This window comes from Sagittula sp. MA-2 (assembly GCF_030126985.1).
Lineage (GTDB): Bacteria > Pseudomonadota > Alphaproteobacteria > Rhodobacterales > Rhodobacteraceae > Sagittula.
On record NZ_CP126145.1, the window covers coordinates 1,856,662 to 1,878,583 of the forward strand.

Sequence of the window (21,922 nt, forward strand, 5' to 3'; positions counted from 1 at the left end):
TGTGATGACCTCTAGAAAGAGGCGGGCTGCGCTACATTGACGAGGGTTGGCTGTGGCCACGCGGGCACGTATCACGTTCCGGTCGCCGACATGGGCACTGCTCATTCGGCTGAGGCGGCGTCGCTGGTTTTCGAACCTGATGACCTTCCTGCTTGTGGCGCTTGGGCCGATCCTAGCGTTTTCCACGTTCCTCGTGCTTGGCCCGCTGGACCAGGGCTCGTCGACATCCAGCCTGCGTATGGTGCTGCTGGCGGACCTGGTGTACGTCCTGCTTCTGGCGGCGCTCGTGCTGATGCGGGTCAGCCGGATGGTCTCGGCCCGGCGGGCGCAATCGGCGGGGTCGCGACTTCACCTGAGGCTGACCACCGCCTTCGTGATGATGGCGCTTCTGCCGACGATCACGGTTGCCGTCTTCGCGGTGCTGACCATCAACATCGGCCTGGAGACGTGGTTTTCCACCCGCGTGCAGAACGTGGTCAGCGCGTCGCGCGCCGCGGCCGAGGCCTATGACGAACAAAGCCGCGAGGGCCTCGTGCAGGATGCGGAGGCGCTGGCGGAGTTCCTCGATTCCAGCCGCCGCGCCGCCTTCATGATCGACGACGGGGCACTGCGGCGGTTGCTGGGGCAGGGGCAGGGACGCATTCAGCGGGGCCTGCGCGAGGCCTACGTGATCGACGGCGCCGGAGAGATACGGGCGCGGGGCGAACGCTCCTACCTGTTCAATTACGAGGAACCTCGGGTCTCCGACTTCGCGGAGGCGGAGGAAACCGGGGTCGCGATCATCCCGGATTACGACAACAACGAACTGCGCGCGCTGGTGCCGCTTGCCGCCTTCGTGGACCGCTACCTCTACATCAGCCGCGAGGTCGACGGTGCGATCCTGAACCTGCTGGACGAAACGCAGGAGACCGCGCGCTTCTACCAGCAGCAGGAAAGCGAACGGGGCAGGCGACTGTTCGACTTCGCCATGCTGTATTTGGGCTTTGCGGTGCTTCTGATCCTCGCCGCGACATGGGCGGGGCTGTGGTTCGCGGAACGACTGTCGCGCCCGGTGGGACGTCTGGCCGGAGCGGCGCAGCAGGTCGGCAAGGGCGACCTCGACGTGCAGGTGATCGAGGAGGAGACCGACGACGAGATCTCCATGCTCGGGCGCCTGTTCAACCAGATGACTCGCCAGCTCAAGGCGCAGCGCGAGACATTGCTGGAGAACACGCGCCAGATCGAGCGGCGGCAACGGCTCTTCGATTCCGTTCTGACCTCCGTCACCTCGGGTGTCGTCGGTCTCGACCCGGACGGGACCGTGGCCTTCGTGAACCGCTCGGCCGAACGGTTACTGGGCTGGCACGAAACCCATCGCGCCGATCCGATCATGGTGGCCGTGCCGGAGTTCGGCGAGGTGTTCGACCGCCTGCGCAACGAGGGCCGCGAGGTCGTTCAGCAGGAGGTCAAGGTCATCCGCGAAGGCCGGCTGGAACATCTGCTGGTGCGCCTGTCCACGCGCCGCCGCGCCGACGGCTCTCTCGAAGGGTACGTGGTTGCCTTCGACGACGTGACCGACCTTGTCAGCGCGCAGCGGATGGCGGCCTGGGGCGATGTGGCCCGGCGCATTGCGCACGAGATCAAGAACCCTCTCACCCCGATCCAGCTTTCGGCGGAACGGATCAAGCGCAAGTTCGCCCGCCAGCTGGACGAGGCCGACGCCGAGAAGCTGGAGGAGATGACCGGCGTGATCGTCCGGCAGACCGACGGGCTGCGGCGGATCGTCGACGAGTTCTCCAAGTTCGCGCGCATGCCGGAGCCGGAGCGGCGACCGGAGGACCTGGGCGACCTGCTGCGCGGGGCGATCCTGCTTCAGGACAGCGGCCAGCCGAACGTGACCTTCCGCACCGATCTTCCGAGGCAGAAGATGCCGTCGGAACTTGACGCGGGCATGATCGGGCAGGCCTTCACCAACCTGATCAAGAACGCGGGCGAGGCCACGGAAAGCCTGATCCAGAAGGGCGCGCCAGAGGGCTACAGGCCGGAGATCCGCGTCGTGGGCGAGATCGACGGCAACGACGCGGTGATCCGCATCATGGACAACGGCATCGGCCTGCCCGAGGACCGCGCGCGCCTGTTCGAGCCCTACGTCACAACCCGCAACGAGGGCACCGGCCTTGGCCTGCCCATCGTCAAGAAGATCATCGAGGAACATGGCGGCACGCTGCATCTGGAAGATGCACCGCCGTTTTCGGATGGCGCCCACCGTGGCGCGATGGCGGTCGTCCGGCTGCCGCTGAGACCCGCGGCAGAGCAGCCGCAACCGGAATTCAATAACGAAAACATGGAGAAGACGGCATGAGCGACATCCTGATTGTCGACGACGAGCGTAACATCCGCGAGCTGATCGGGGATATCCTCGAGGACGAGGGCTATACAACCCGGCTGGCAGGCAACTCGAACGATGCCATGGCTGAAATCAACTCCGAGCCGCCCGCGCTCCTGATCCTCGACATCTGGCTGAAGGACAGCAAGATGGACGGGATCGACATCCTCAAGACCGTCAAGCGCGACAACCCCGACATCCCGGTCGTCATCATCTCCGGTCACGGCAACATCGAGATCGCCGTGGCGGCGATCAAGCAGGGCGCTTACGACTTCATCGAGAAGCCGTTCAACATCGACCAGTTGCTGGTCGTGATCCGCCGCGCGATGGAGGCGTCCATGCTGCGCCGCGAGAACCAGCAGCTCAAACGCGGCGAGGTGCGGCAGGCGGAGATGATCGGCGAAAGCGCGTCGTTCCGCACGCTGGTGTCGCAGCTCGAGAAGGTGACGAAGTCGAACGGCCGCGTGATGCTGACCGGCCCCGCGGGCTGCGGCAAGGAAGTGGCCGCGCGCTACATCCACGCCAATTCGAACCGCGCGCAGGCGCCTTTCGTGACGGTGAACTGCGCGGGCGTCGAGCCGGAGATGATGGAGGCCATGCTCTTCGGTCGCGAAAGCTCCAAGCGCGGGATCGAGCCCGGGCTGCTGGAACAGGCCCACGGCGGCGTCGTCTATTTCGACGAGGTTGCGGACATGCCCGTCGGTACACAATCCAAGATCCTGCGCGTGCTGGTCGACCAGCAGTTCCAGCGCGTCGGCGGCAACGACAAGGTGCGGGTGGACCTGCGGGTGATCTCCTCGACCAATCGCGACCTGCAGGAGGAAATCGCCATGGGCCGGTTCCGCGAGGAACTGTACCACCGCCTGAACGTGGTGCCGATCGCGGTGCCGTCGCTGGCAGAGCGGCGCGAGGACATCCCGGTGCTGGCGCGGCACTTCATCGAGGGCTGCAACCTGACGCAGGGCTTGCCGCTGCGCGAACTGACCGAGGACGCCATCGCGCTCATGCAGACGATGACCTGGCCGGGCAACGTCCGCCAGCTGAAGAACCTGGTTGAGCGGGTGCTGATCCTCGGCGACGGCCACGGCCCCATCGAGGCGCGCGAGCTGCCGCAGGAAAGCGTGCCGGGTGAGGATGGCGAGGGCCGCGTGGTACTTTCGGGCACACTGGCGACGCTGCCGTTGCGCGAGGCGCGCGAGGCTTTCGAACGCGAATACCTGCTGACCCAGATCAACCGTTTCGGCGGGAACATCTCGCGCACGGCGTCGTTTGTCGGTATGGAGCGGTCGGCGCTGCACCGGAAGCTGAAGTCTCTCGGCGTGGTGACCTCGGCCAAGTCCGGCGGGCGCGTGGCGCGCGTGGACGAGGACCGCATGTCGGAAGCGTCCTGAGCGGCGCGCGGAAGAGGCAGACGAGGCAGTGATGAAACGGACTTTGGTGGCGGGCCTGTGCCTGCTGAGCATGGGGCTGGCCGGGTGCGGCATGCCGACGGACCAGCGTGTCCCGGCAGAGGCGATGAACTTTGCCGCGACGCAATCGGCCGAGGCGGCGAAGATCGAGTCGCTCAAGCGGGACATCCTCGCGCTCGGACCGGGCATCGACCCGGCAGAGGCGCAGCGCGTGGCCGAGGTCGCGGTGCGGGAACCGCTGGTCTGGGCGAAGGAATGGGATGTCGTCGATCCCCCGCTTATCCACAACATGAAGGTGAACCACGGGTTGAAGCCGCGCGGGCTGTGCAAGGACTGGGCGGACGACCTGCAGCGCGCCATGTGGCGGCTGGACCTGCAGACCATCGACCTGCACCGCGCCATCGCCAATTCGCGCAACATCTCGCTGGAGCATTCGGTGCTGATCGTCTCGGCCAAGGGGGCGAGTTTCGAGCAGGGCATCGTGCTTGATCCTTGGCGGCAGGGCATGGGCCGGCTGTGGTGGAGCAAGACGCTCGAAGACCCGCGCTACCACTGGGATTCGCGCGAGGAAGTCTTTGCCTGGAAACGAGAATGGCAGGCACGGGTCGCCGAAGGACGGTGATCCCGATTGCGGCGGTCCGGGCACTGGTGGATCGGTGCGGGAACGGGCCGACGCGCCACACGCCCAAGACGTTGACGAGGTGTCGTGTGCGTGTCATGCCGGTGGAAAACCTGTGAGGTCGGGCCATGAAGGTCATCATCTGTGGGGCGGGCCAGGTCGGTTGGCAGATCGCGCGGCACCTGTCCGGTGAGCGAAACGATGTGACCGTGGTGGACAGCAACCCCGATCTCGTGCGCCGCGCGACGGATTCGCTCGACGTGCAGGGCATCGCCGGTTTCGCCTCCTACCCCGATGTGCTGGACCGTGCCGGTGCACGCGACGCCGACATGGTGATCGCCGCGACCCACTCGGACGAGGTCAACATGGTGACCTGCCAGGTGGCGCATTCGGTCTTTGCCGTGCCGCGCAAGATCGCGCGCCTGCGTGCCGAAAGCTACCTGACCGCCATCTACTCCGATCTTTACCGGCGCGACCACATGCCCATCGACGTGGTGATCTCGCCCGAACGCGAGGTGGCGGAGGCGGCGCTGCAGCGGCTTGCGGCACCGGTCGCCTTCGATACGGAGAAGTTCCTCGATGGTCAGGCCCAGCTCATGGGGCTGTCCATCGACCCGGAGTCGCCGGTCATCAACACGCCGCTGCGGCAGCTGACCGACCTGTTCTCGACCCTGCGGGCAGTCGTGGTCGGCATCCGGCGCGAGGGCACGCTGTTCGCACCCGAAAGCGGCGACCAGCTTTTCGCCGGGGACAGCGCCTATGTCATGGTGCATGCCGACGACATCGGCCGCGCGCTGGAGATCTTCGGCAAGACCTACCGCAAGCAGGAACGCGTCGTGATCGTCGGCGGCGGAAACGTCGGCCTTGCGGTGGCGCGGCGGCTCGAGAACAAGACCGAACGCATCCGCGCCAAGGTCATCGAGCGGGACCGCAAGCAGGCCGAACGCGCCGCCGAGGAACTGGAACGGACCATCGTCCTGCACGGCGACGGGCTCGACCGCGCGCTGCTGTCGGAGGCGGGGATCGAACGGGCCGACGCCGCGCTCTGCGTGACCGACGACGACAAGGTGAACCTGCTGGCGGCGGTGCGCGCCAAGGCCGCGGGTTGTCCCATGGTGATCGCCCTCATCAACGACCCGACGCTGGTGCCGCTGATGGAGCCGCTCGGCATCGACGCCTACATCAACCCGCGCTCCACCACCGTCTCGTCGATCCTGCGCCACATCCGGCACGGCAAGGTGCGCGCGGTCTACTCCATCGGCGATGCGGAGGCGGAGGTGATCGAGGCGGAGGTCCTCTCGACCTCGCCCATCGCCGGCGCCATGATCCGCGACATCGACTTCCCCGAAGGTGTGCTGGTGGGGGCGGTGCGCAAGGGCGACAAGGTGGTCAAACCCACCGGCGGGCTGCGGATCGAGGACGGCGACCAGATCGTGCTCTTCAGCCTGTCGGGCGACGTGCCGGAGGTCGAACGCCTTCTGCAGGTCTCCATCGACTTCTTCTGAGCCCATGACCGGCCGCGCAGCACATCCGTCCGTACGGCGCCTGGCGGAGACCGGCGCATGACCGTGCTGCTGCGCCTGCCGCTGTTCCTGCTGCTGATGGGGCTGACATCCGTCTCGATGTTCCTTCCTGCGGCCTACGCGCTGGCGATCAAGGAATTCCACGATTCCCGCAGCTTCTTCTACGCGGCGATCATCGGGCTGGTGCTGACCACGCTGATCGCCGTCGCGATGTCCAACCGCGAGCACAACAAAAGTGCTATGCGTCAGTTGCTTGCGCTGGCCGCCGGGTTCCTGCTGCTGCCGCTGATGATGGCTGTGCCCTTCTACGAGGCGGTGCGCACGACCACATTCGACAGCGCCTACTTCGAGATGGTGTCGAGCTTCACGACCACCGGCGCCACCCTGTTCGACCCGACGCGCCTGTCCGGGCCGGAGCACCTGTGGCGCGCGCAGGTCGGCTGGCTGGGCGGGATGCTGATGTGGGTCGCGGCCTCCGCCATCCTTGCACCGCTGGCACTCGGCGGGTTCGAGGTGACGGCGGCGGGCGAACCGGGGCAGGCGATCCTGCCGGGGGTGGCACGCAGCACGACGTCGAACCCCGGCCACCGTCTGATGCGCAGCGTCGAGGCGCTTGTGCCGCTCTACATCGGGCTGACCATGGCGCTGGCGGTGATGCTGCTGGTGGCGGGCGATCCGCCGCTGGTGGCGCTGACGCATGCCATGTCGGTGATGTCGACCTCGGGCATATCCCCCATCGGCGGCGTCGAGAACGCGCCGAGCGGCATCTGGGGCGAGGCGATCCTGTTCCTGTTCCTCGCCTTCGCCCTGTCGCGGCAGACGTTCTCCTCCGACACGCGGAACGAGCGGGGGTTGTATTACGACGCTGAATTCCGGCTGGGTTTGCTGATCATCGTCGTCGTCCCGCTGGTGCTGTTCGCGCGGCACTGGTCGGCGGCGTTGGAGATCGGCGACGAACAGAACGCGCTGGCGGGGCTGAAGGCGCTGTGGGGCGGGCTGTTCACCGCGGCCAGCTTCCTGACGACAAACGGTTTTCTCAGCTCGGAGTGGGCCACGGCACAGGACTGGTCGGGACTGTCGACGCCGGGGATCATCCTGATGGGACTTGCGCTGCTGGGTGGCGGCGTGGCGACGACCGCGGGCGGGGTGAAGCTGCTGCGGGTCTATGCGCTCTACCTCAACGGCCAGCGGGAGATCGAGCGGCTGGTGCACCCGTCCTCCGTCGGCGGGGCCGGGCTTCTGGGGCGGAGGATGCGGCGGGAGGGTGCCTTCATCGCCTGGGTCTTCTTCATGCTCTTTGCCGTCACCTTGTCACTTTTGACAATGATCCTCGGACTTTACGGGCTGGACTTCGAGCAGGCTACGGTGCTGACGATTGCCACTCTGGCCAACACCGGCCCGCTGATTGACGTTGCGCCATCGACGGCCATAGACCTCGGCGCCCATGCGTGGCATGCAAAGGTGATCCTGTGCGGTGCGATGGTGCTTGGCCGGCTTGAACTGCTGGCCGTGATCGTGATGCTTAGCCCGGAGAGTTGGCGTGGATGACACAGAGGCACCGCGGGTGCGAAAAACCTTGAAATTGCGTCTGGAAACTCCGGAGGTGGCAACGCATACTCCCGAAGGTGTGGGCGGCCCCGAGGGACGGGCCAAAGGCAAGAACAAAGGCAAACCAATGGCTTCCGACAGACAGAACCTTCAGGACGCATTCCTCAACCACGTTCGCAAGACGAAGGTGCCGGTGACGGTGTTCCTGATCAACGGCGTGAAGTTGCAGGGTGTCATCACCTGGTTCGACAACTTCTGCGTCCTGCTGCGCCGGGACGGGCAGTCGCAGCTTGTGTACAAGCACGCGATCTCCACGATCATGCCGGGTCAGCCGATCAACCTCTACGACGGGGAAGACAACTGAGGGAACATGACCCTCATGTGACCCGCGCCTGGGTTCTGCATCCGAACATCCGTACTCCGGACCGGCGTCGCGATCCCGAAATGGCGCTGGAGGAGGCGGTGTCGCTGGCGCGCGCGCTCCCCGACCTGGAGGTCGTGGGGGAAACAGTCGTGCCGTTGCGCGACCCGCATCCCGGCATGCTGTTCGGTTCGGGAAAGATCAGCGAACTCAAGGAGTTGATCCTCGAAAACGAGGTAGAGCTGGTGCTGGTCGACGGCCCGGTGACGCCCGTGCAGCAGCGCAACCTGGAACGCGAGTGGAAGGTCAAGCTGCTGGACCGGACGGGGCTTATCCTCGAGATCTTCAGCGACCGCGCGGCGACGCGGGAAGGCGTGCTGCAGGTGGAGATGGCGGCGCTCAGCTACCAGCGGACGCGGCTGGTCAGGGCCTGGACCCACCTCGAACGGCAGCGGGGCGGGCTGGGATTCGTCGGCGGTCCGGGCGAGACGCAGATCGAGGCGGACCGGAGGGCCATCGACGAGCAGCTTGTGCGGCTGCGCCGGCAGCTCGACAAGGTGGTCAGGACGCGGGAGCTGCACCGCAAGGCGCGGGCCAAGGTGCCTTATCCGATCGTCGCGCTGGTGGGCTATACGAACGCCGGAAAATCCACTCTTTTCAACCGTTTGACGGGTGCAGAGGTGATGGCGAAGGACATGCTTTTCGCCACGCTCGACCCCACCATGCGGGCGGTGCGCCTGCCCACGGGCGCAGATGTGATCCTGTCGGACACGGTGGGTTTCATCAGCGATCTGCCGACCGAACTGGTGGCGGCCTTCCGGGCCACGCTGGAGGAGGTCCTGGCCGCCGATGTGATCGTGCATGTGCGCGACATCTCCCATCCGGAGACCGAGGCGCAGGCCGAGGACGTGCGCACGATCCTCACCGGGCTGGGCGTCGACGAGGATACGCCGCAGATCGAATTGTGGAACAAGATCGACAGGTTGGAGGGCGACGTTAAAGTCGCGACCGAAGCCCGCGCGGACCGGGACAAGAGCATTTTCGCGGTATCGGCCGTGACCGGAGAGGGGCTGGACGGCTTCCTCGACGCGGTGACGGAGGCGCTTGGCGAAGAGCGCCGGACGGATGCGCTGACGCTTGGCTTCGACGAGGGGCGCAAGCGGGCGTGGCTGTTCGAGAAGGGGCTGGTCGAGGAAGAGCACCAGACCGACGACGGCTACGAGGTGACCGTGACATGGTCGGCGCGCGACCGGGCGCGTTTCGGTCAGCTCTAGGCGTTAACCCTGCCATTCTTAACGGTGCGCGCGGCGGGGTTAAGACGCCGCGCGACCCCGATGCAACGCGCAGGTCTTGTGGGACAGCCCCGGCAGCCCCACAACGATTTCCGGCTTTTTCAGCAAGGTTTCCGACCTGTAAGGGGTGAACCGGCCGTTTCGGGGGTCCGAACCGGCCGGTTGGTAACCTTTTGCCCCCGGGCGTGGGAAAACGTGGTTAACGCGGCAATCGGGCGCGGCGGGGGATGGTGGCCAACCCGGCCCGCGGGGCCGGAACGCCCACCCTACGAAAATGCCGCACCGGCCCCCTGCACTTGCGTGAAGACCGGCTGCCCGGTCTCGAGGTGGCTGCGCGCGGCGGCCAGCCTGGCCGCCTGCCTGCGGGAAGGCGCGGGCGGCGTGTTGGCCCAGACCCAGTGACAGAAGCAGCGTTGCAGGAAGGCATGCACCGGCGGCGCGGTGTGGGTCTCTCCGTAGGCCGCGACCAGCGTGCCGGGGCCGCGCGGGACGGGCAGGGTGGCGAGGTCGAGCGCGAGGGTGAAGAGATCGCGCAGCGGCTCGTCCTCGCGCGTGTTCTCCACGTCGATGCCCCATGTGACGCTGCCGTCGTGCAGGAGGTTCGAGAGCGTCATGTCGCGGTGGGTGACGGCGCGGGTGGCCTTCTGTTTGCGCGCGGCGTCGGCCATGGCCTGCGTCCGGCGGACGGCGTCGGTGAAGGCGGGCAGGTCGGGGATGGTACGGTCGCCCGCCTGCGCCTGCCCGACCAGCCGGTCGAGCCAGTTGACGTGGCCCGTCGGGCGGAAGGGAAAGCGGCGGCGGCTGAGCCCGTGGAAGCGGTCGAGCCAGCGACCGGCAAGCGTGCCGGTGTCGGTGCCCCTGCCGTGCAGCGTGGCGAGGTCGGTCCCGTCGATCCATGGCATCACGAGGGTGGCGTCTTCGGCATACAGCACCGGGGGCACGCGGTGCGGGCCGTCGGCCATCGCCTCTGCCAGAGCCTGTTGCCGGGTGGCCTGCCGCAGCGCGCGGTCGGCGGCCTCGGGGCTGTAGACCTTTATCAGCAATGCGCCTGCGCGGAAGAGCTGCGCCTGTCCCGGCGGGGCGTCCGGGCGGAGCGGCCGGAGGGTGTCACGCAGGCCCATGGCCCTGAGCGCGGCTGCGGCCCCGGGCTCCGCCTCCGCCGGGGAGATCACGGCTTCACGAGCCGGGTGATGCCGGTGGCCGCGGCGCGCGCGAGGTTGATGTCGAGCGACATGGGGATGTATTCGCCGCGCCGCCAGAGCTGCCCAAGGTCGTCGTAGTGGCGCGAGAGCGGATGGCCTGACTGCCCGGTCGACATGATGAAGACCGAGCTGTCCGGATCGGCGAAGTCGTAGACGCCGCGATACCCCGCCGCGTGCACGTTGGCGAAGGGTTCGGGCCCGGTGCCCGCGGTGCGCCCGCGCTGCAGGGTGAAGTCGCCGCCGGAGGTGTTCTGGCGGATGTTCACGAAGGTCCGCGCGAGGGGGATGTCGCCCAGAACCGTGTGGCGGTGGATCGCCACGTGGGCGTCGCCCCAGCGCAGTGCCTCGAGCTGGGTGCCGTAGGTTTCGTCGATCCAGATCAGCGCGTCGTCCAGCGCCAGCCGCGCGATGTCGGAGCAGCTTTCGATCTTGGCGGAGCGGATCACGTCGCACCACCACGCCGCGCCGTCGATGTTGCGGAAGACGCGCTCGATGAAGAGCGGCTCGACGTGGGTGTATTCGTCGGCGAGCGGGCCGAGGTTGTCGCGGATCAGCCGTTCCTGCAGCGCGCGCAGCCATGCGGCGTAGATCAGCGGCTCCGGCATGTGTTCGTTCATCTCGCCGTTCCATTCGGCGAGGAGCTCCAGCGCCCGCTGGCGGCGGCGTTCGGGCGTGCCCTCGGGGGCGGCCTCGGTGGTGTACCAGAGGTCGCGGCCGATCAGCGGCAGGAGCGTGCGGGCGGCGGGCGACACGGTGTCGAGCTGCGCCTCGATGAAGCTGTCGCGGGTGTGCACCTTGCGGCCCTGCATCAGCGTCTTCCATCGCTGGATGCGCTGGCTGTCGCCCCAGTCGAAGGAGACGTGGTCGGGGAAGGGCCGGTCGACGGTCTTGTTGTTGGTGTTGCCGACGATGCCGCCGCGCGGGGCGAGGAATTCGGGGTTCTGCGAATAGGGCAGCACGCCCTGCCAGCGATTCGCCGCGATCCAGCCGGGCGAGGGCAGGCGGCCCTGGCTTTGGTGACCCGGGTCGCGGCGCGGCATCTGGCCCACCAGCTTCATCGCGACTGTGGTGTCGTCGATCAGGGTGAGGTTCTGCGAGGGGGCGACATAGGCGCGCGAGACCTCGATCGCCTCGGAGACGTCCTGCGCCATCATCAGGCCGACGGCGGCAGAGATCGAGGTGTCCTCGGCCGAGAGCGCGGTCCAGTTGAGCGAGACGACATGCCCCGGCGGCGTGATGGTTTCGAGGTCGTACTGCGAGCCGGGCAGGACGGGGCCGTTCTCGGTGAAGCGCAGGGTGATGGTGATCGGCGCCTCGTCCTTGATGTCGATGATCGACTTGCGGGTGCGGAAAGGCTTGTAGCCCTCGGGGGTCAGCACCTCTTCGGGATTGTCGGGGTTCACCTGCTCGATGTGCAGGTCCTGGTCGTCGAGGTATGAGGAGGTGAGGCCGAAGGCGATGTGCTCGGACCGGCCGACCATGATCGCGGGGATGCCGGGGATCGAGCCGCCGATGACCCCGCCGGACTGGAGCTGCATCCGGGCGAGATACCAGACCGACGGCGCGGTCAGCCCGAGGTGCGGGTCGTTGGCCAGCAGCGTCCCGCGGGAGGCGGAGCGGTCCGGCGCCGCGGCCCAGGCGTTCGACGCGCCGGCAAGCCCGCGCGGCGGGACGGCGGGCAGGAACGGGTCGGGCGGGGTGGTGGCTGCGGCGTAGCGCGGCAGGTCGCTGTCGGGGAAGAGCGAGGCGTATTCCGGCAGCGCGGCGATGGCTTCCCCGGGGATGTCGGGCAGGATGTCGGAAAGGCGCGTGTCGTCGTCGAGCATCAGGGAGGTTCGGGCGCGCAGCACCTCCTCGCCGATGTGGCCGGTCAGTTGCAGGGCCATGAGCTTGACGATGGCGATGCTGTCGGCGGGCTGCCAGGGCGGCAGGTTCGCGTCGAAGAGGAAGAACTCCGGCGCGCCGCGCCCCAGCGCCTCGGCGTTGATCTCGGAAATGCGGGCGTTGACGCCGGCGGCATAGGCCTCGAGCGCGTCGAGGGTGCGCGGGTCCTGGTGCTGCACCGAGGCGACCGAGAGCGCGTAGAGGTCGAGCCGCCGCAGAAGCGTGTCGGTGCGCACGGTCCTCGACCCGAAGATCTCGGACAGGCGGCCCTGCGCGGTGCGCCGCAGCAGCATCATCTGCCAGAGGCGGTCCTGCGCGTGCACGTAGCCCAGCCCGAAGAAGGCGTCGCGGTCCGACAGCGCCATGATGTGCGGCACGGCGTTGTTGTCGCGCACGATCTCGATGTCGGCGGTGATCCCGGCGGTCGGCCGGGTCTTGTCGTATTCGGGCAGGGAGCGCACGGCGAGATGGCGGACCAGCAGGATCCCGACCAGCGCAACGATCAGCAGCGCGGTGGTCAGACGGAGGAGCCAGCGGAACAGAGTGGCCATTTCCTTCTCCTGCCGTTTCGGGTTACGTGGACCGGGACGGGACTTAACTTGACCGGCGTCGCTTGCCAAGGGGCGGCTCCGCGACCGGCGAATGGAGGCTGAGCATGGCAAAAGTTGCATTTCTGGGTCTGGGGGTGATGGGATACCCCATGGCGGGACACCTGGCGAAGGCCGGGCACGAGGTGACGGTCTACAACCGCACCGCCGCCAAGGCAGAGAAATGGGCCGCGGAACATGGCGGTGCATGGGCGCCGACCCCGCGCGAGGCGGCGAAGGGCGCGACCCTCGTGATGTCCTGCGTCGGCAACGACGACGACCTGCGCTCGGTCTGCCTTGGCGATGACGGCGCCTTTGCCGGGATGGACGCGGGCAGCATCTTCGTCGATCACACCACCGTGTCCGCCCAGGTCACCCGCGAACTGCACGCCGCCGCGGCAGAGAAGAACGTGGCCTTCGTCGACGCGCCGATCTCCGGCGGGCAGGCCGGGGCCGAGAACGGCCAGCTCGTGGTCATGTGCGGCGGCGAGGAAGACGCCTACGCCGAGGCGGAGACGGTCATCGACGCCTATTCCAAGCTCTGCAAACGGCTGGGCGAGAGCGGCTCGGGGCAGCTTTGCAAGATGGTCAACCAGATCTGCATCGCGGGGCTGGTGCAGGGCCTTTCCGAAGGGCTGCACTTTGTCGAGAAGGCGGGCCTCGACGGGCGCGACGTGGTCGACGTCATCGGTGGCGGCGCGGCGGGATCCTGGCAGATGGTGAACCGCTACAAGACGATGCTCGACGGCCACTTCGAACACGGCTTTGCCACCGACTGGATGCGCAAGGACCTGGCCATCTGCCTGAAGACGGCGGAAGAAAACGGCGCCTCGCTGCCGGTGACGGCGCTGGTCGACCAGTTCTACAAGGACGTGCAAAACATGGGCGGCGGCCGCTGGGACACGTCTTCGCTCTTTGCGCGGCTGCGCAAGCTGGGCTGAGGGCTTTCGCCGGGCCTCCGGCCCGCCGACCCGCCGGGAGAGGCTCTGCCTCCCCCGGACCCCCTCCGAGGTACTTGAACCAAGATGAAGGGCGCTTGCGGCGCGGCGGCGATGGCTGACCGGCCCCGTGAGTCTTTGACCTTCATCTTGGCGCAAATACCTTCGGGGGTCCGGGGGCGAAGCCCCCGGCGTGTCGGCGCGCGTCAGCGCGGCGAAACTCAGGCGGGCAGCGCCTTTGCGATGACATCCTCGAAATCCGCGGCGGTCCGGACACCGGACATGTCGGAGGCGTCGACGGTAATGCCCCATTTGTTGGCCATGCTCTCGTAGAGCGGCTGGCGGTGGGCCAGGGCCTGCGCGTAGGTCCAGCGGATGAAGGCGTCCGGGTCGACCCTGTCTTCGCTCTTGCCGGTTTCCTCGAGGTAGCGTGTCCAGGCGCTGGCGAGGAAGTCGGGGCGGTAGGCCATGGGTTTCGGTGCGCGATCGAAGCGGCGGATGAGGTCTTCGGTATGGGCGTCGGAGCCGCGGACCCAGACCATCAGCACGACCGAGGAGAGCGCGGTCAGGATCGGGTCATCGGCATCGTCCGGGTCCACCCATTCGCAGATCGAGCCGCCGGTGTCGCAGACGAAGTGCGGGTAGCCGTAGAGGTCCTGGGCGCGGTCGATGAAGTACTCGGTGTCCAGCAGCGCCAGCCGTTCGGCGCGTTCGAACTGGGCCTGGCGGCGGACGTATTCGTGCATGGGCAGGCCGCCGCGCTCCGCATTGCCGGGCTTGCCGAGGTAGGTGGAGACCGGCGTCAGGTTGTTGAACGAGATGTTGGAGCCGATGTAGATCGAATCCGACAGCAGGAGGTCGCGCAGGAAAGGCACCTGCATGGCGTGCCGCTTGGCGTTGTCGACGATGTATTCGCCCATGTAGCGGGTGCCGATGCGGTAGTCGACGGAGTAGTGGAACCAGCCGCCGTCCTGCCTGAGGATGTTGGACACATGGGTCTTGCCCAGGCCCGACATGGCGAACAGCACGACACGTTTGTTCGGCGCGTCGCGCCAGGCCTGGGCAGTGGGGTAGAGCATCGTGGGTCCTTCGCGCCGGTGTTCCGGCCCCGAGGCTTACGCGCGGCGCGAGGGCGCGTCAAACCCCAAGACCCTGCCGTCCAGCACCATCAGCCCCGCCGCGAGAAGCCCGAGGCCGGCGTAGGCGGTGGGGGCCAGGGTTTCGTCCCGGGCCCATGCGCCGAGGACGATGGCCACGGGCGGGATCAGCAGGGTGACGAGCAGGAGGTTCCCGGCGCCCGCCATGGCCAGCACGCGGTAATAGAGCAGGTAGGCGAAGGCGGTCGCCACCAGCGCGTAGTAGAGCACGCCGGTCCAGCCTTTCGCGGTGAGGGCGAGGTCCGGCATGCCCTCGGCGGCGAGCGCAAGGGGGGCCATGACCAGCGTCGCGCCGGTCAGCATGCCGCAGGCGTTGACCAGCGGCGGCAGCTTGCCGAGCCTTGCCCGTGCCCAGGCGGACGCGCAGGCGTAGGACAGCGTGCCCGCCACCACGGCCAGTTGCGCCAGCGAGCCCGGGTCGATCGTCAGCAGGTCCTGCGGGCCGATGGCGGTGACGACGCCGGCGAAACCCAGGGCCACGCCCGTGGCCTTGCGCGCGGTCAGCCGTTCGTCGGCAAAGACCAGTGCGGCGACGAGGACGCCGAAGATCGCGGTGGTGGCGTTCAGGATCGAGGTCAGCCCGGTGGGGATATGCAGTTGCCCCCAGGCCATCAGCGAAAAGGGGATGGCGTTGTTGAGGCAGCCCATGACCAGGAGCGCGCCCCAGGTGCGGGCACTGCGCGGCAGCGGCAGGCGGCGCCAGAGCACCACGGGCCAGAGCACGGCGGCTGCAAGGCCGGTGCGCAGGAGGACGGAGGTGAGCGGTCCGATCTCGTCCAGCGCGGTGCGGATGGCGAGGAAGGAGCCGCCCCAGATCAGCGCGAGGAGAAGGAGTTCGGCCCATGCGCGGGTGGAGAGGGAGGTCTGGGTCATGCCTTCTGCCTAGCGGCGGGCGGGCGTGGCTGCGATCCGAAGCTTGCTCAAAACGGGTAAGACCGGGGCATGCGGTCGCGGGGATCGGGGCGGCTGGTGTTTGGTTGGTGCGGTTTCTTGGGCCAGAGGCAGGCGTTGTGTGCGGAGGGGCGCGGTGACGGTTGAAGGGGGCGTTTGCCTTGGGGTCTTGGTTCTTTTTGGCTGTGCTCTGTCGGGTGCGGCATCGGTTAACACGGAAAAGGAAAGGAGAGACCTGTGAGTGAGAGGTTCATCCTGCTGACGGGCTGTTCGGGCGGCGGGAAGTCGACGCTGTTGGACGCCCTTGGCGAGGCGGGTTTTGCGACCGTGCCCGAGCCGGGGCGGCGCATCGTGGCGGAGGAGATGGCGGGCGACGGGAGGGCCTTGCCCTGGGTCGACATGAAGGCCTTTGCCGGGCGGGCGGTGGCGATGGCGCGGGCCGACCTGGAGGCCGCACGCCACCTCGAAGGGACGGTCTTCTTCGACCGGGGGCTGGTCGACGCGGCGGTCGCGCTGGCGCATGCTGGCGGTCCGTCCGTGCGGGAGACGCTGGGCGACGCGCGGGCCTATGCGGACCAAGTGCTTGTCGTGCCGCCCTGGCCGGAGATCTTTGCCGGAGATGCCGAGCGCCGGCACGGATTCGATGCGGCGGTGGCGGAACATGAGCGTATAATCGGTGCCCTCGGCGATCTTGGGTACAGGGTGCTTGAGGTGCCGCGCGTGCCGGTGCCGGAACGGGTGGCGTTCGTGCTGCGGGTGTGCGGGGCAGTTCAGGAGTGAGCTGCCGGATGTGCCGCCCCGGGACCGGCAGATACGCGTGTTGCCGCGCGTCGGACGCGAACCCGATCCGGGGGCGGAATGAGCGAACGTCCCCGGCAGAGGCGTGGCGCAAAAGGAAGGCCCGGAGCGCGGGACGCTCCGGGCCTTTTTCATGTGCGTGACATACCGATCAGAAGGTCAGCTTGGCCGAGATGCCGATGCCGACTGCGTGGTTGTCGGAGAAGTTCGCGACGGGACGGCCTGCGACCTCTGCGGTTGCGTCGCCCAGCCAGGAGTAGTTGACCCCGCCCGAAACCTGCAGCGCGCCGTCGGTCCAGCGGCCGCCGAGCGAGATGCCCTTCAGCCCGTTGGTCGGCCCGAGGGGGGAGACGAGGTCTCCGGTCTCCGGTTCGTAGATCAGCGTGGCGGAGCCCGCCAGCTTGTCCGAGAAGCGGCGCGCGACGCCGAGGGTGTAACGCTCCTGGTCGTCGAGGTTCACGAGGTCGGACTGCAGGAAGGTCGGCACGAGATCGACCGCGGAATATTCCACCCAGCGGTAGGAGGCGGTGAGCAGTGTGCCTTCCGCGATGCCGGTCTGCGCTTCGAGGTTGAAGCTGCGCGGCGTCACGAATTCGACCTTTCCGTTGGTGGTGATGCCGTAGACGCTCTCCACCGTGTCGGCCTCGTGCTCGGTCTCGAAGCGGTAGGTGCCGGAGACGCGCAGGCCGATTTCCGGGATCTCGTAGGCGGCGCCGATCAGGTAGTTCGGCTCCGTCGTGGCGTCCATGTCGAAGCTGTAGCCGCCGGTGGCGTTGAAGCCGCCCACGGCGGAGGCGAAGCTCGACACCAGCGTGTTGCCGGCGGTCGGGTTGCCGGTGGCCGCGTAACGCGCGTTCAGCGCGGCAATCGGCGCGAAGTTCCCGGCGTTGGCGGCCGCGGCGGCGCCGCCGACCTCCTGTGCGGTGACGGGCTGCAGGCCGGTTCCGGCGATCGCCCCGTTGAAGACGCGCGCGGTTCCTGCGGCAGAGATCGCCTGCGCATAGGCCTGGCCGTTCAGGTCGACGGAGGCGTCGATGCGCTGCACGCCCATGCCCGCGAAGACGCTGATGCGGTCGCTGATCTTGTAGCGCCCGACGAAGGTGGCCGCGACGGAGTTCAGATCGGCGGTGGTGCCGCCCAGCATCGTGGTCAACGGGTCGCTGTCGTAGTCGATGTCGACGCCATACGGATGATCGAAGATCACCGAGAAGTTGAACTTCTCGCCCGCGTCCTTGGTGAAGGTGACGCTGCCCTGCGAGTAGGTCACGCCGGCGTCGTAGCTGCCGCCTCCGGAGATGTCCTCACCGGACAGGTGCGGTACGACGACGCCGAAGCTGAGCGTCGTGGTCCCGTCCGCGTCGAAGATCGACGAGATACCCTGGTTCGAGCGGTCGAGTCCGGCTGCGTATGCGGATGTGGTGCCGAGGGCCAGCAAGGCTGCCCCGGTTGCGAGTGTTTTCATGTGTCTCCTCCTCCCAGAGTGCGGGAAGTCCCCTGTGAAGACAGTAGTCAGGGGGGGAGCCTTCAATCAATCAGTGACGGAACGTCACATAATCCGTGGCGCACGCAGCGTCACGAATATGTAACAGGTCCGTGGGTTGAAAATCGTTAACGGCGATGGCGCAAAGGGTTAACCGGGGGCGCGGCTCACGGCCTCGGCGCGGTTGGCGCGCGTCTCGTAGCGGATGTTGAGGTAGTTGGCGCTGAAGATGATCGCCGCGCCGATCAGCACGAAGGGATCGAGCGGCTCGGCATAGAGCAGCGCGCCGACCAGCGCGATCACCGGCAGGCGGGCGAAGTCGATGGGCATGACGACGGTCGCCGGTGCCAGCGACAGCGCGGTGGTCAGGCAGAAGTGCGCCACGAGCCCCGCGCAGGCGATGACCACGACCCAGGGCCAGCTTTCGGCCTGCGGGAAGGAGATATCGCCGTCGAAGCCCGCGCAGACGAGGCCGAACACCGCCTGCATCACGGTCAGCCAGAAGAGGATGCAGGTGATGCTTTCGGTGCGGGTCAGCAGGCGGGTGAAGACCGCCGACCCGGCAAAGCCTATGGCCGCGAGTGCCGCGGTGAGCTGGCCGAACTGGAGCGTGTCGGGCGCCGGGCGGGTGACGATCAGGATGCCGATGAAGCCCGCCGCGGCGGCGAGGATGCGGTTCTTCGTCAGCCGCTCGCCCAGGATCAGCGGGCTCATGAGCATGACCCAGAACGGCAGGGTGAATTCCAGCGCGAAGACCTGCGCCAGCGGGATCACGGTGATCGAGTAGAACCAAAGGTTCTGCCCGGCGAAATGGCAGACGTTGCGCACGGCGTGCAGGTGCATCGACCGGGTGGTGATCTGGTGGCGGGTGCGGGCGAGGCTTGCGACCGACAGCACGATGACGATGCCGATCACCGACCGGAAGAGCATGATCTCGAAGGTGTCGAGGTCGAGGCTGACGGCGCGCCCGGCGACGGCCATGGTCGTGAAGGAAGCGATTGCCCCTGTCATCCAGAGGCAGCCGCGCAGTGTATCGTTCATGGAAGCCTCCCGGGACCTTGCGCGCATCTGTGCAGAGTGCGGCGGGATTGTCCATGCCCCGGGGGAGGTTATGGGATGTGGAGGGCGGTCCGCCCGCGGGCCCGGCGCCTAGGCTCAGCCGGCGCGGCGGCAGGCGGGGAGCGCCTCGTCCGGCCGGGCGTCGACCAGCGCGTCGAGCGACCAGAGGTCGTGCGTGCTGCGGCGGAGCGGCGCGGGGTACACGATGACGCGGCGGATGTCGGCGGCGGCGAGCGCAAGCTGCACCGCGTCCGGCGCGCCGATGTAGAGCGGCCGCCAGCGCGGCGCGAAGCTGGCCTTGAAGCGGGTGAGCCCGGCGCAGTCCTTCAGCCGTCCCGGCAGCGCGGGATGGGGCAGGGCGGCGAGGCTCACCTCTGCGATCCCCTGGGCGCGGGCGTGGGCGATGACCGCCTGCACCAGCCCGTGCATGGTGCCCTGCGGGGTCTCGGCCTCGTGCCGGACGAGGTCGAGGCTGAGCGCGCCGCCGGTCTGCAGCCAGCTTGTGAAGGCGATGAGGCGGCCCTTGTGCCAGGCCCCGAAGAGCGGCTTGTCCGACAGGTAGAGCGGGCAGAAGCGGCCCATGGTCAGCCCGCGTTCGGCGCCGTGGCTGTCCTCCCAGGCGCAGTGGATCTCGGTCAGGCGCGCCCAGTCGGGGGCGGTGATCGGGCCGAAGGTCAGCCCGGCGCCCTCGGCCTTGCGCAGGAAGCGGCGGAGCTGGCGGTGGTCGGGGCCGGAGAGGTCGTGGCGCGCGGTGTCGATCACCGCCTCCACCGCGAAGGCGGCCATCTGCCATCCGGCGCGGCGGGCGGTCACCGCGTCGCGGGCGGTCAGCTTGTAAAGGCAGGGCAGGCGGTTCTCGTCCCGGGCGGCGCGGCGCAGCGCGGGCAGGAGCGGCGCCAGCGGCCCCTCCACCGCGCCGAGGAACAGCGTCAGCGTCTGCGGCGTGCGCAGGGCCGTGCCCTCGGACTGCAGGGTGGCGATTGCGCGGTGGTCGGCCTGCGCGGCGATGGCCAGCTCGGCCCGGGGTCCAAGCGACAGCCGGGGCCTGAGCGGCACGGCGGCGCGCTGGCGCTGCGGCGGGGACAGCAGCGCATAGGCGGCGCCGAGGATGCAGGGCACGGCGTAATAGACCATGCGGAAGGCGATCAGCGCGGCGGCCAGTTCCGGCGTGGCGGTGCCGGGCAGAAGCGTCACCAGCGCCAGTTCGAACGGGCCGACGCCGCCGGGCGTGCCGCCGATCATCCCCGCGCCGAGGGCGAGGGTGAAGGTGGCGATCAGCACCGGCAGCGGCGGCGCGATCTCCGGCGGCAGCATCAGGTCCAGCGCCAGCCCCGCAAAGAACACGTCGCAGCCCGCGAGCGCGACCATGTGCAGGAAGGCGGGGATGCTGGGCAGCTCAACCTGCCTGCCGAACAGGGTCGGGCGCGGATGGGTGAAGAGCAGGGCAGAGACGGCGGCCAGCGCCAGCGGCAGCAGGACAAGGCCCAGCCAGGCCCGCCCGGCCAGCACCGGCACGGCCAGCGTCAGCGCGATCACCCCCCAGGCCGCGAAGAAGCCAAGCGTGACGAAGCCGGTGATGCGCAGCACGGTGCCGCGCCCGAGGTCGGGCATCAGCCGCCAGCGCAGCGCCGCGCCCACCGCAGGCCCGAAGCCGGTGGTCTGGCCCACGGCGATTGCGGTGGCCCCGGCGCGCCGCGCGGCCCGGTCCGGGCGCCCGGTGCGGAAATGCCGGTGCGCGGTCACGTCGTACTGCGCCACGGCCCAGAAACTGACGGCGGCGGCCAGCGCGGCCCCCACCCAGCGCCAGGGCGCGATGGAGGTGAAGGCCTCGCTGACGGCGGCCCAGTCCAGCGACTGCGCCTTCTGCCAGAGCACCCCGGCCAGCACGAGGCCCAGGACAAGGGGAAGTACCCGGCGCACCGCATCCGGTGCGCGCAGAAAGATGCTGTTCACTGTGCCTGCTCCACTCGCCCCCGGTGTCACGCTGGCAAGGGTGCTAGGCGCAAAACCTTAACGCAGGCTTCGGAATATCGCCATTCGGGTGAATTATCGCGGGAGTCGTGATCGGGGCCCGGTCAGGGCGGGCTTGGGCCGGGTCCACTTTACCCCAGCGACAAAAGAAAAGGGCGCGCCGGCCGGAACCGTGCGCGCCCCTGAAATCCGCCGGAAAACCGGGGACCGGCCGTCAGTCGGCCTCTTTCATGATCTGGTCCTTGGCGACGGCCACGAGGGCAGAGCGCTTGGCGCGGATCTCGTCCTCGGTCGCCTTGTCGCCCAGATCGGCCACGACCTTGCGGATCACGTCGTCATGGCCCGCTTCCTCGAAATCCGCCTTCACGACCTCGATGGCATAGGCATTGGCGTCGTCGCCGGTCTTGCCCAGGAGTTCCGCGGCCCAGAGGCCCAGAAGCTTGTTGGTGCGCGCCTCGGCCTTGAACTGCATCTGCTGGTCGTGGGCGTACTTGTTCTCGAACGCATTCTCGCGGTCATCGAAGGTGGTCATGGCTCTCGCTCCCTTGGGGAAAGTGGGTCGGGAACGGGTATGCCGTCCCGCGTGCCCCGGCGCAAGCGGCAGTTGGTCCCGCAGGCGCCGGTTTTGCGCTACCGTCGGCGATCCTGCGCGGAAAACCCCGGCCTGACACAAGCGATCCAACGGCGCGCCCCGCGGCGCACATCCTGTCCCGGCACCGGCCTCCGGCCCTGTGCCCCGCGCGGGGCGGGGGCGCGGGGAACGCCCCGTTCGCGACGTTGCGGCACTTGCGGCGCTGGCGCGGGCGTCGTATGACGACGGGCAAGCACCGCGCCCCGA

Annotated in this window: 17 protein-coding genes; 9 read left to right on the plus strand and 8 right to left on the minus strand. The window is 68.2% G+C overall.

Features of this window, described 5'->3' with window-relative positions; translation table 11 throughout:
* The first annotated feature begins 139 nt into the window (after positions 1-139).
* From QNI11_RS09275 to hflX, 7 genes are all read left to right on the plus strand, one after another.
* On the plus strand, positions 140-2,341 hold the full coding sequence (locus QNI11_RS09275; protein WP_283983196.1) for a PAS domain-containing sensor histidine kinase: 2,202 nt from the start codon (positions 140-142) through the stop codon (positions 2,339-2,341).
* A complete protein-coding gene (locus tag QNI11_RS09280; protein ID WP_283983197.1) occupies positions 2,338-3,756 on the plus strand; it encodes a sigma-54 dependent transcriptional regulator in 1,419 nt (472 codons plus the stop codon). Before QNI11_RS09275 ends, QNI11_RS09280 begins: the two co-directional genes overlap by 4 nt.
* Positions 3,757-3,787: 31 nt before the next feature.
* Positions 3,788-4,396: a hypothetical protein gene (locus tag QNI11_RS09285; protein WP_100930733.1), complete on the plus strand. Its 609-nt coding sequence runs from the start codon at positions 3,788-3,790 to the stop codon at positions 4,394-4,396.
* 125 nt (positions 4,397-4,521) lie between these two features.
* Positions 4,522-5,898: a Trk system potassium transporter TrkA gene (gene trkA, locus QNI11_RS09290; protein WP_100930732.1), complete on the plus strand. Its 1,377-nt coding sequence runs from the start codon at positions 4,522-4,524 to the stop codon at positions 5,896-5,898.
* Between the two features lie 57 nt (positions 5,899-5,955).
* Positions 5,956-7,464 carry a TrkH family potassium uptake protein gene (locus QNI11_RS09295; RefSeq protein WP_283983198.1) on the plus strand — a complete coding sequence of 503 codons (1,509 nt, stop codon included), beginning with the start codon at positions 5,956-5,958 and terminating at the stop codon, positions 7,462-7,464.
* Between the two features lie 127 nt (positions 7,465-7,591).
* Entirely contained in the window at positions 7,592-7,828 is a 237-nt protein-coding gene (gene hfq / locus QNI11_RS09300; RefSeq protein WP_005860899.1) for an RNA chaperone Hfq, read from the plus strand.
* A gap of 17 nt (positions 7,829-7,845) precedes the next feature.
* Entirely contained in the window at positions 7,846-9,099 is a 1,254-nt protein-coding gene (gene hflX, locus QNI11_RS09305; protein ID WP_283983199.1) for a GTPase HflX, read from the plus strand.
* Positions 9,100-9,383: 284 nt separating this feature from the next.
* Here the strand turns inward: hflX and QNI11_RS09310 are convergent, their stop codons facing one another.
* Positions 9,384-10,289 (minus strand): aminoglycoside phosphotransferase family protein, encoded by a 906-nt coding sequence (locus QNI11_RS09310; RefSeq protein WP_283983200.1) that lies wholly within the window; start codon positions 10,287-10,289, stop codon positions 9,384-9,386.
* Entirely contained in the window at positions 10,286-12,754 is a 2,469-nt protein-coding gene (locus QNI11_RS09315) for a penicillin acylase family protein (RefSeq protein WP_283983201.1), read from the minus strand. Before QNI11_RS09315 ends, QNI11_RS09310 begins: the two co-directional genes overlap by 4 nt.
* A 104-nt stretch (positions 12,755-12,858) precedes the next feature.
* On the opposite strand from QNI11_RS09315, the gene QNI11_RS09320 reads away from it, so the two are divergent.
* Positions 12,859-13,731, plus strand: coding sequence for an NAD(P)-dependent oxidoreductase (locus tag QNI11_RS09320; protein ID WP_283983202.1), 873 nt, complete (start codon positions 12,859-12,861; stop codon positions 13,729-13,731).
* 218 nt (positions 13,732-13,949) lie between these two features.
* On the opposite strand, the gene QNI11_RS09325 is transcribed toward QNI11_RS09320, so the two are convergent.
* Entirely contained in the window at positions 13,950-14,807 is an 858-nt protein-coding gene (locus QNI11_RS09325; protein ID WP_283983203.1) for an ATPase, read from the minus strand.
* A 36-nt stretch (positions 14,808-14,843) separates the two neighbouring features.
* Positions 14,844-15,758, minus strand: a complete 915-nt coding sequence (locus tag QNI11_RS09330) for a DMT family transporter (protein ID WP_283983204.1) — start codon at positions 15,756-15,758, stop codon at positions 14,844-14,846.
* Positions 15,759-16,013: 255 nt separating this feature from the next.
* Here QNI11_RS09330 and QNI11_RS09335 point away from each other — a divergent pair, with 255 nt between their 5' ends.
* Positions 16,014-16,556 (plus strand): AAA family ATPase, encoded by a 543-nt coding sequence (locus QNI11_RS09335; protein WP_283983205.1) that lies wholly within the window; start codon positions 16,014-16,016, stop codon positions 16,554-16,556.
* 169 nt (positions 16,557-16,725) lie between these two features.
* On the opposite strand, the gene QNI11_RS09340 is transcribed toward QNI11_RS09335, so the two are convergent.
* From QNI11_RS09340 to QNI11_RS09355, 4 genes are all read right to left on the minus strand, one after another.
* The gene (locus tag QNI11_RS09340; RefSeq protein WP_283983206.1) at positions 16,726-18,036 is read right to left on the minus strand and encodes an outer membrane protein transport protein; all 1,311 of its coding nucleotides are present in this window, start codon (positions 18,034-18,036) and stop codon (positions 16,726-16,728) included.
* A gap of 168 nt (positions 18,037-18,204) precedes the next feature.
* Positions 18,205-19,095, minus strand: a complete 891-nt coding sequence (locus QNI11_RS09345; protein ID WP_100930722.1) for a DMT family transporter — start codon at positions 19,093-19,095, stop codon at positions 18,205-18,207.
* Between the two features lie 114 nt (positions 19,096-19,209).
* A complete protein-coding gene (locus QNI11_RS09350; protein ID WP_283983207.1) occupies positions 19,210-21,066 on the minus strand; it encodes a phosphatidylglycerol lysyltransferase domain-containing protein in 1,857 nt (618 codons plus the stop codon).
* Positions 21,067-21,298: 232 nt separating this feature from the next.
* Entirely contained in the window at positions 21,299-21,616 is a 318-nt protein-coding gene (locus QNI11_RS09355; protein ID WP_100930720.1) for a DUF1476 domain-containing protein, read from the minus strand.
* Positions 21,617-21,922 lie beyond the last annotated feature (306 nt).

Bases quoted from the DNA above. Each gene is read 5' to 3' on its own strand.
- QNI11_RS09295 (WP_283983198.1), top strand. From the start codon at position 5,956: ATGACCGTGCTGCTGCGCCTGCCGCTGTTCCTGCTGCTGATGGGGCTG.
- QNI11_RS09320 (WP_283983202.1), top strand. From the start codon at position 12,859: ATGGCAAAAGTTGCATTTCTGGGTCTGGGGGTGATGGGATACCCCATG.
- QNI11_RS09355 (WP_100930720.1), bottom strand. From the start codon at position 21,616: ATGACCACCTTCGATGACCGCGAGAATGCGTTCGAGAACAAGTACGCC.
- QNI11_RS09315 (WP_283983201.1), bottom strand. From the start codon at position 12,754: ATGGCCACTCTGTTCCGCTGGCTCCTCCGTCTGACCACCGCGCTGCTG.
- QNI11_RS09275 (WP_283983196.1), top strand. From the start codon at position 140: ATGACCTTCCTGCTTGTGGCGCTTGGGCCGATCCTAGCGTTTTCCACG.
- QNI11_RS09285 (WP_100930733.1), top strand. From the start codon at position 3,788: ATGAAACGGACTTTGGTGGCGGGCCTGTGCCTGCTGAGCATGGGGCTG.
- QNI11_RS09280 (WP_283983197.1), top strand. From the start codon at position 2,338: ATGAGCGACATCCTGATTGTCGACGACGAGCGTAACATCCGCGAGCTG.
- QNI11_RS09325 (WP_283983203.1), bottom strand. From the start codon at position 14,807: ATGCTCTACCCCACTGCCCAGGCCTGGCGCGACGCGCCGAACAAACGT.
- QNI11_RS09345 (WP_100930722.1), bottom strand. From the start codon at position 19,095: ATGAACGATACACTGCGCGGCTGCCTCTGGATGACAGGGGCAATCGCT.
- hfq (WP_005860899.1), top strand. From the start codon at position 7,592: ATGGCTTCCGACAGACAGAACCTTCAGGACGCATTCCTCAACCACGTT.
- QNI11_RS09340 (WP_283983206.1), bottom strand. From the start codon at position 18,036: ATGAAAACACTCGCAACCGGGGCAGCCTTGCTGGCCCTCGGCACCACA.
- QNI11_RS09330 (WP_283983204.1), bottom strand. From the start codon at position 15,758: ATGACCCAGACCTCCCTCTCCACCCGCGCATGGGCCGAACTCCTTCTC.
- trkA (WP_100930732.1), top strand. From the start codon at position 4,522: ATGAAGGTCATCATCTGTGGGGCGGGCCAGGTCGGTTGGCAGATCGCG.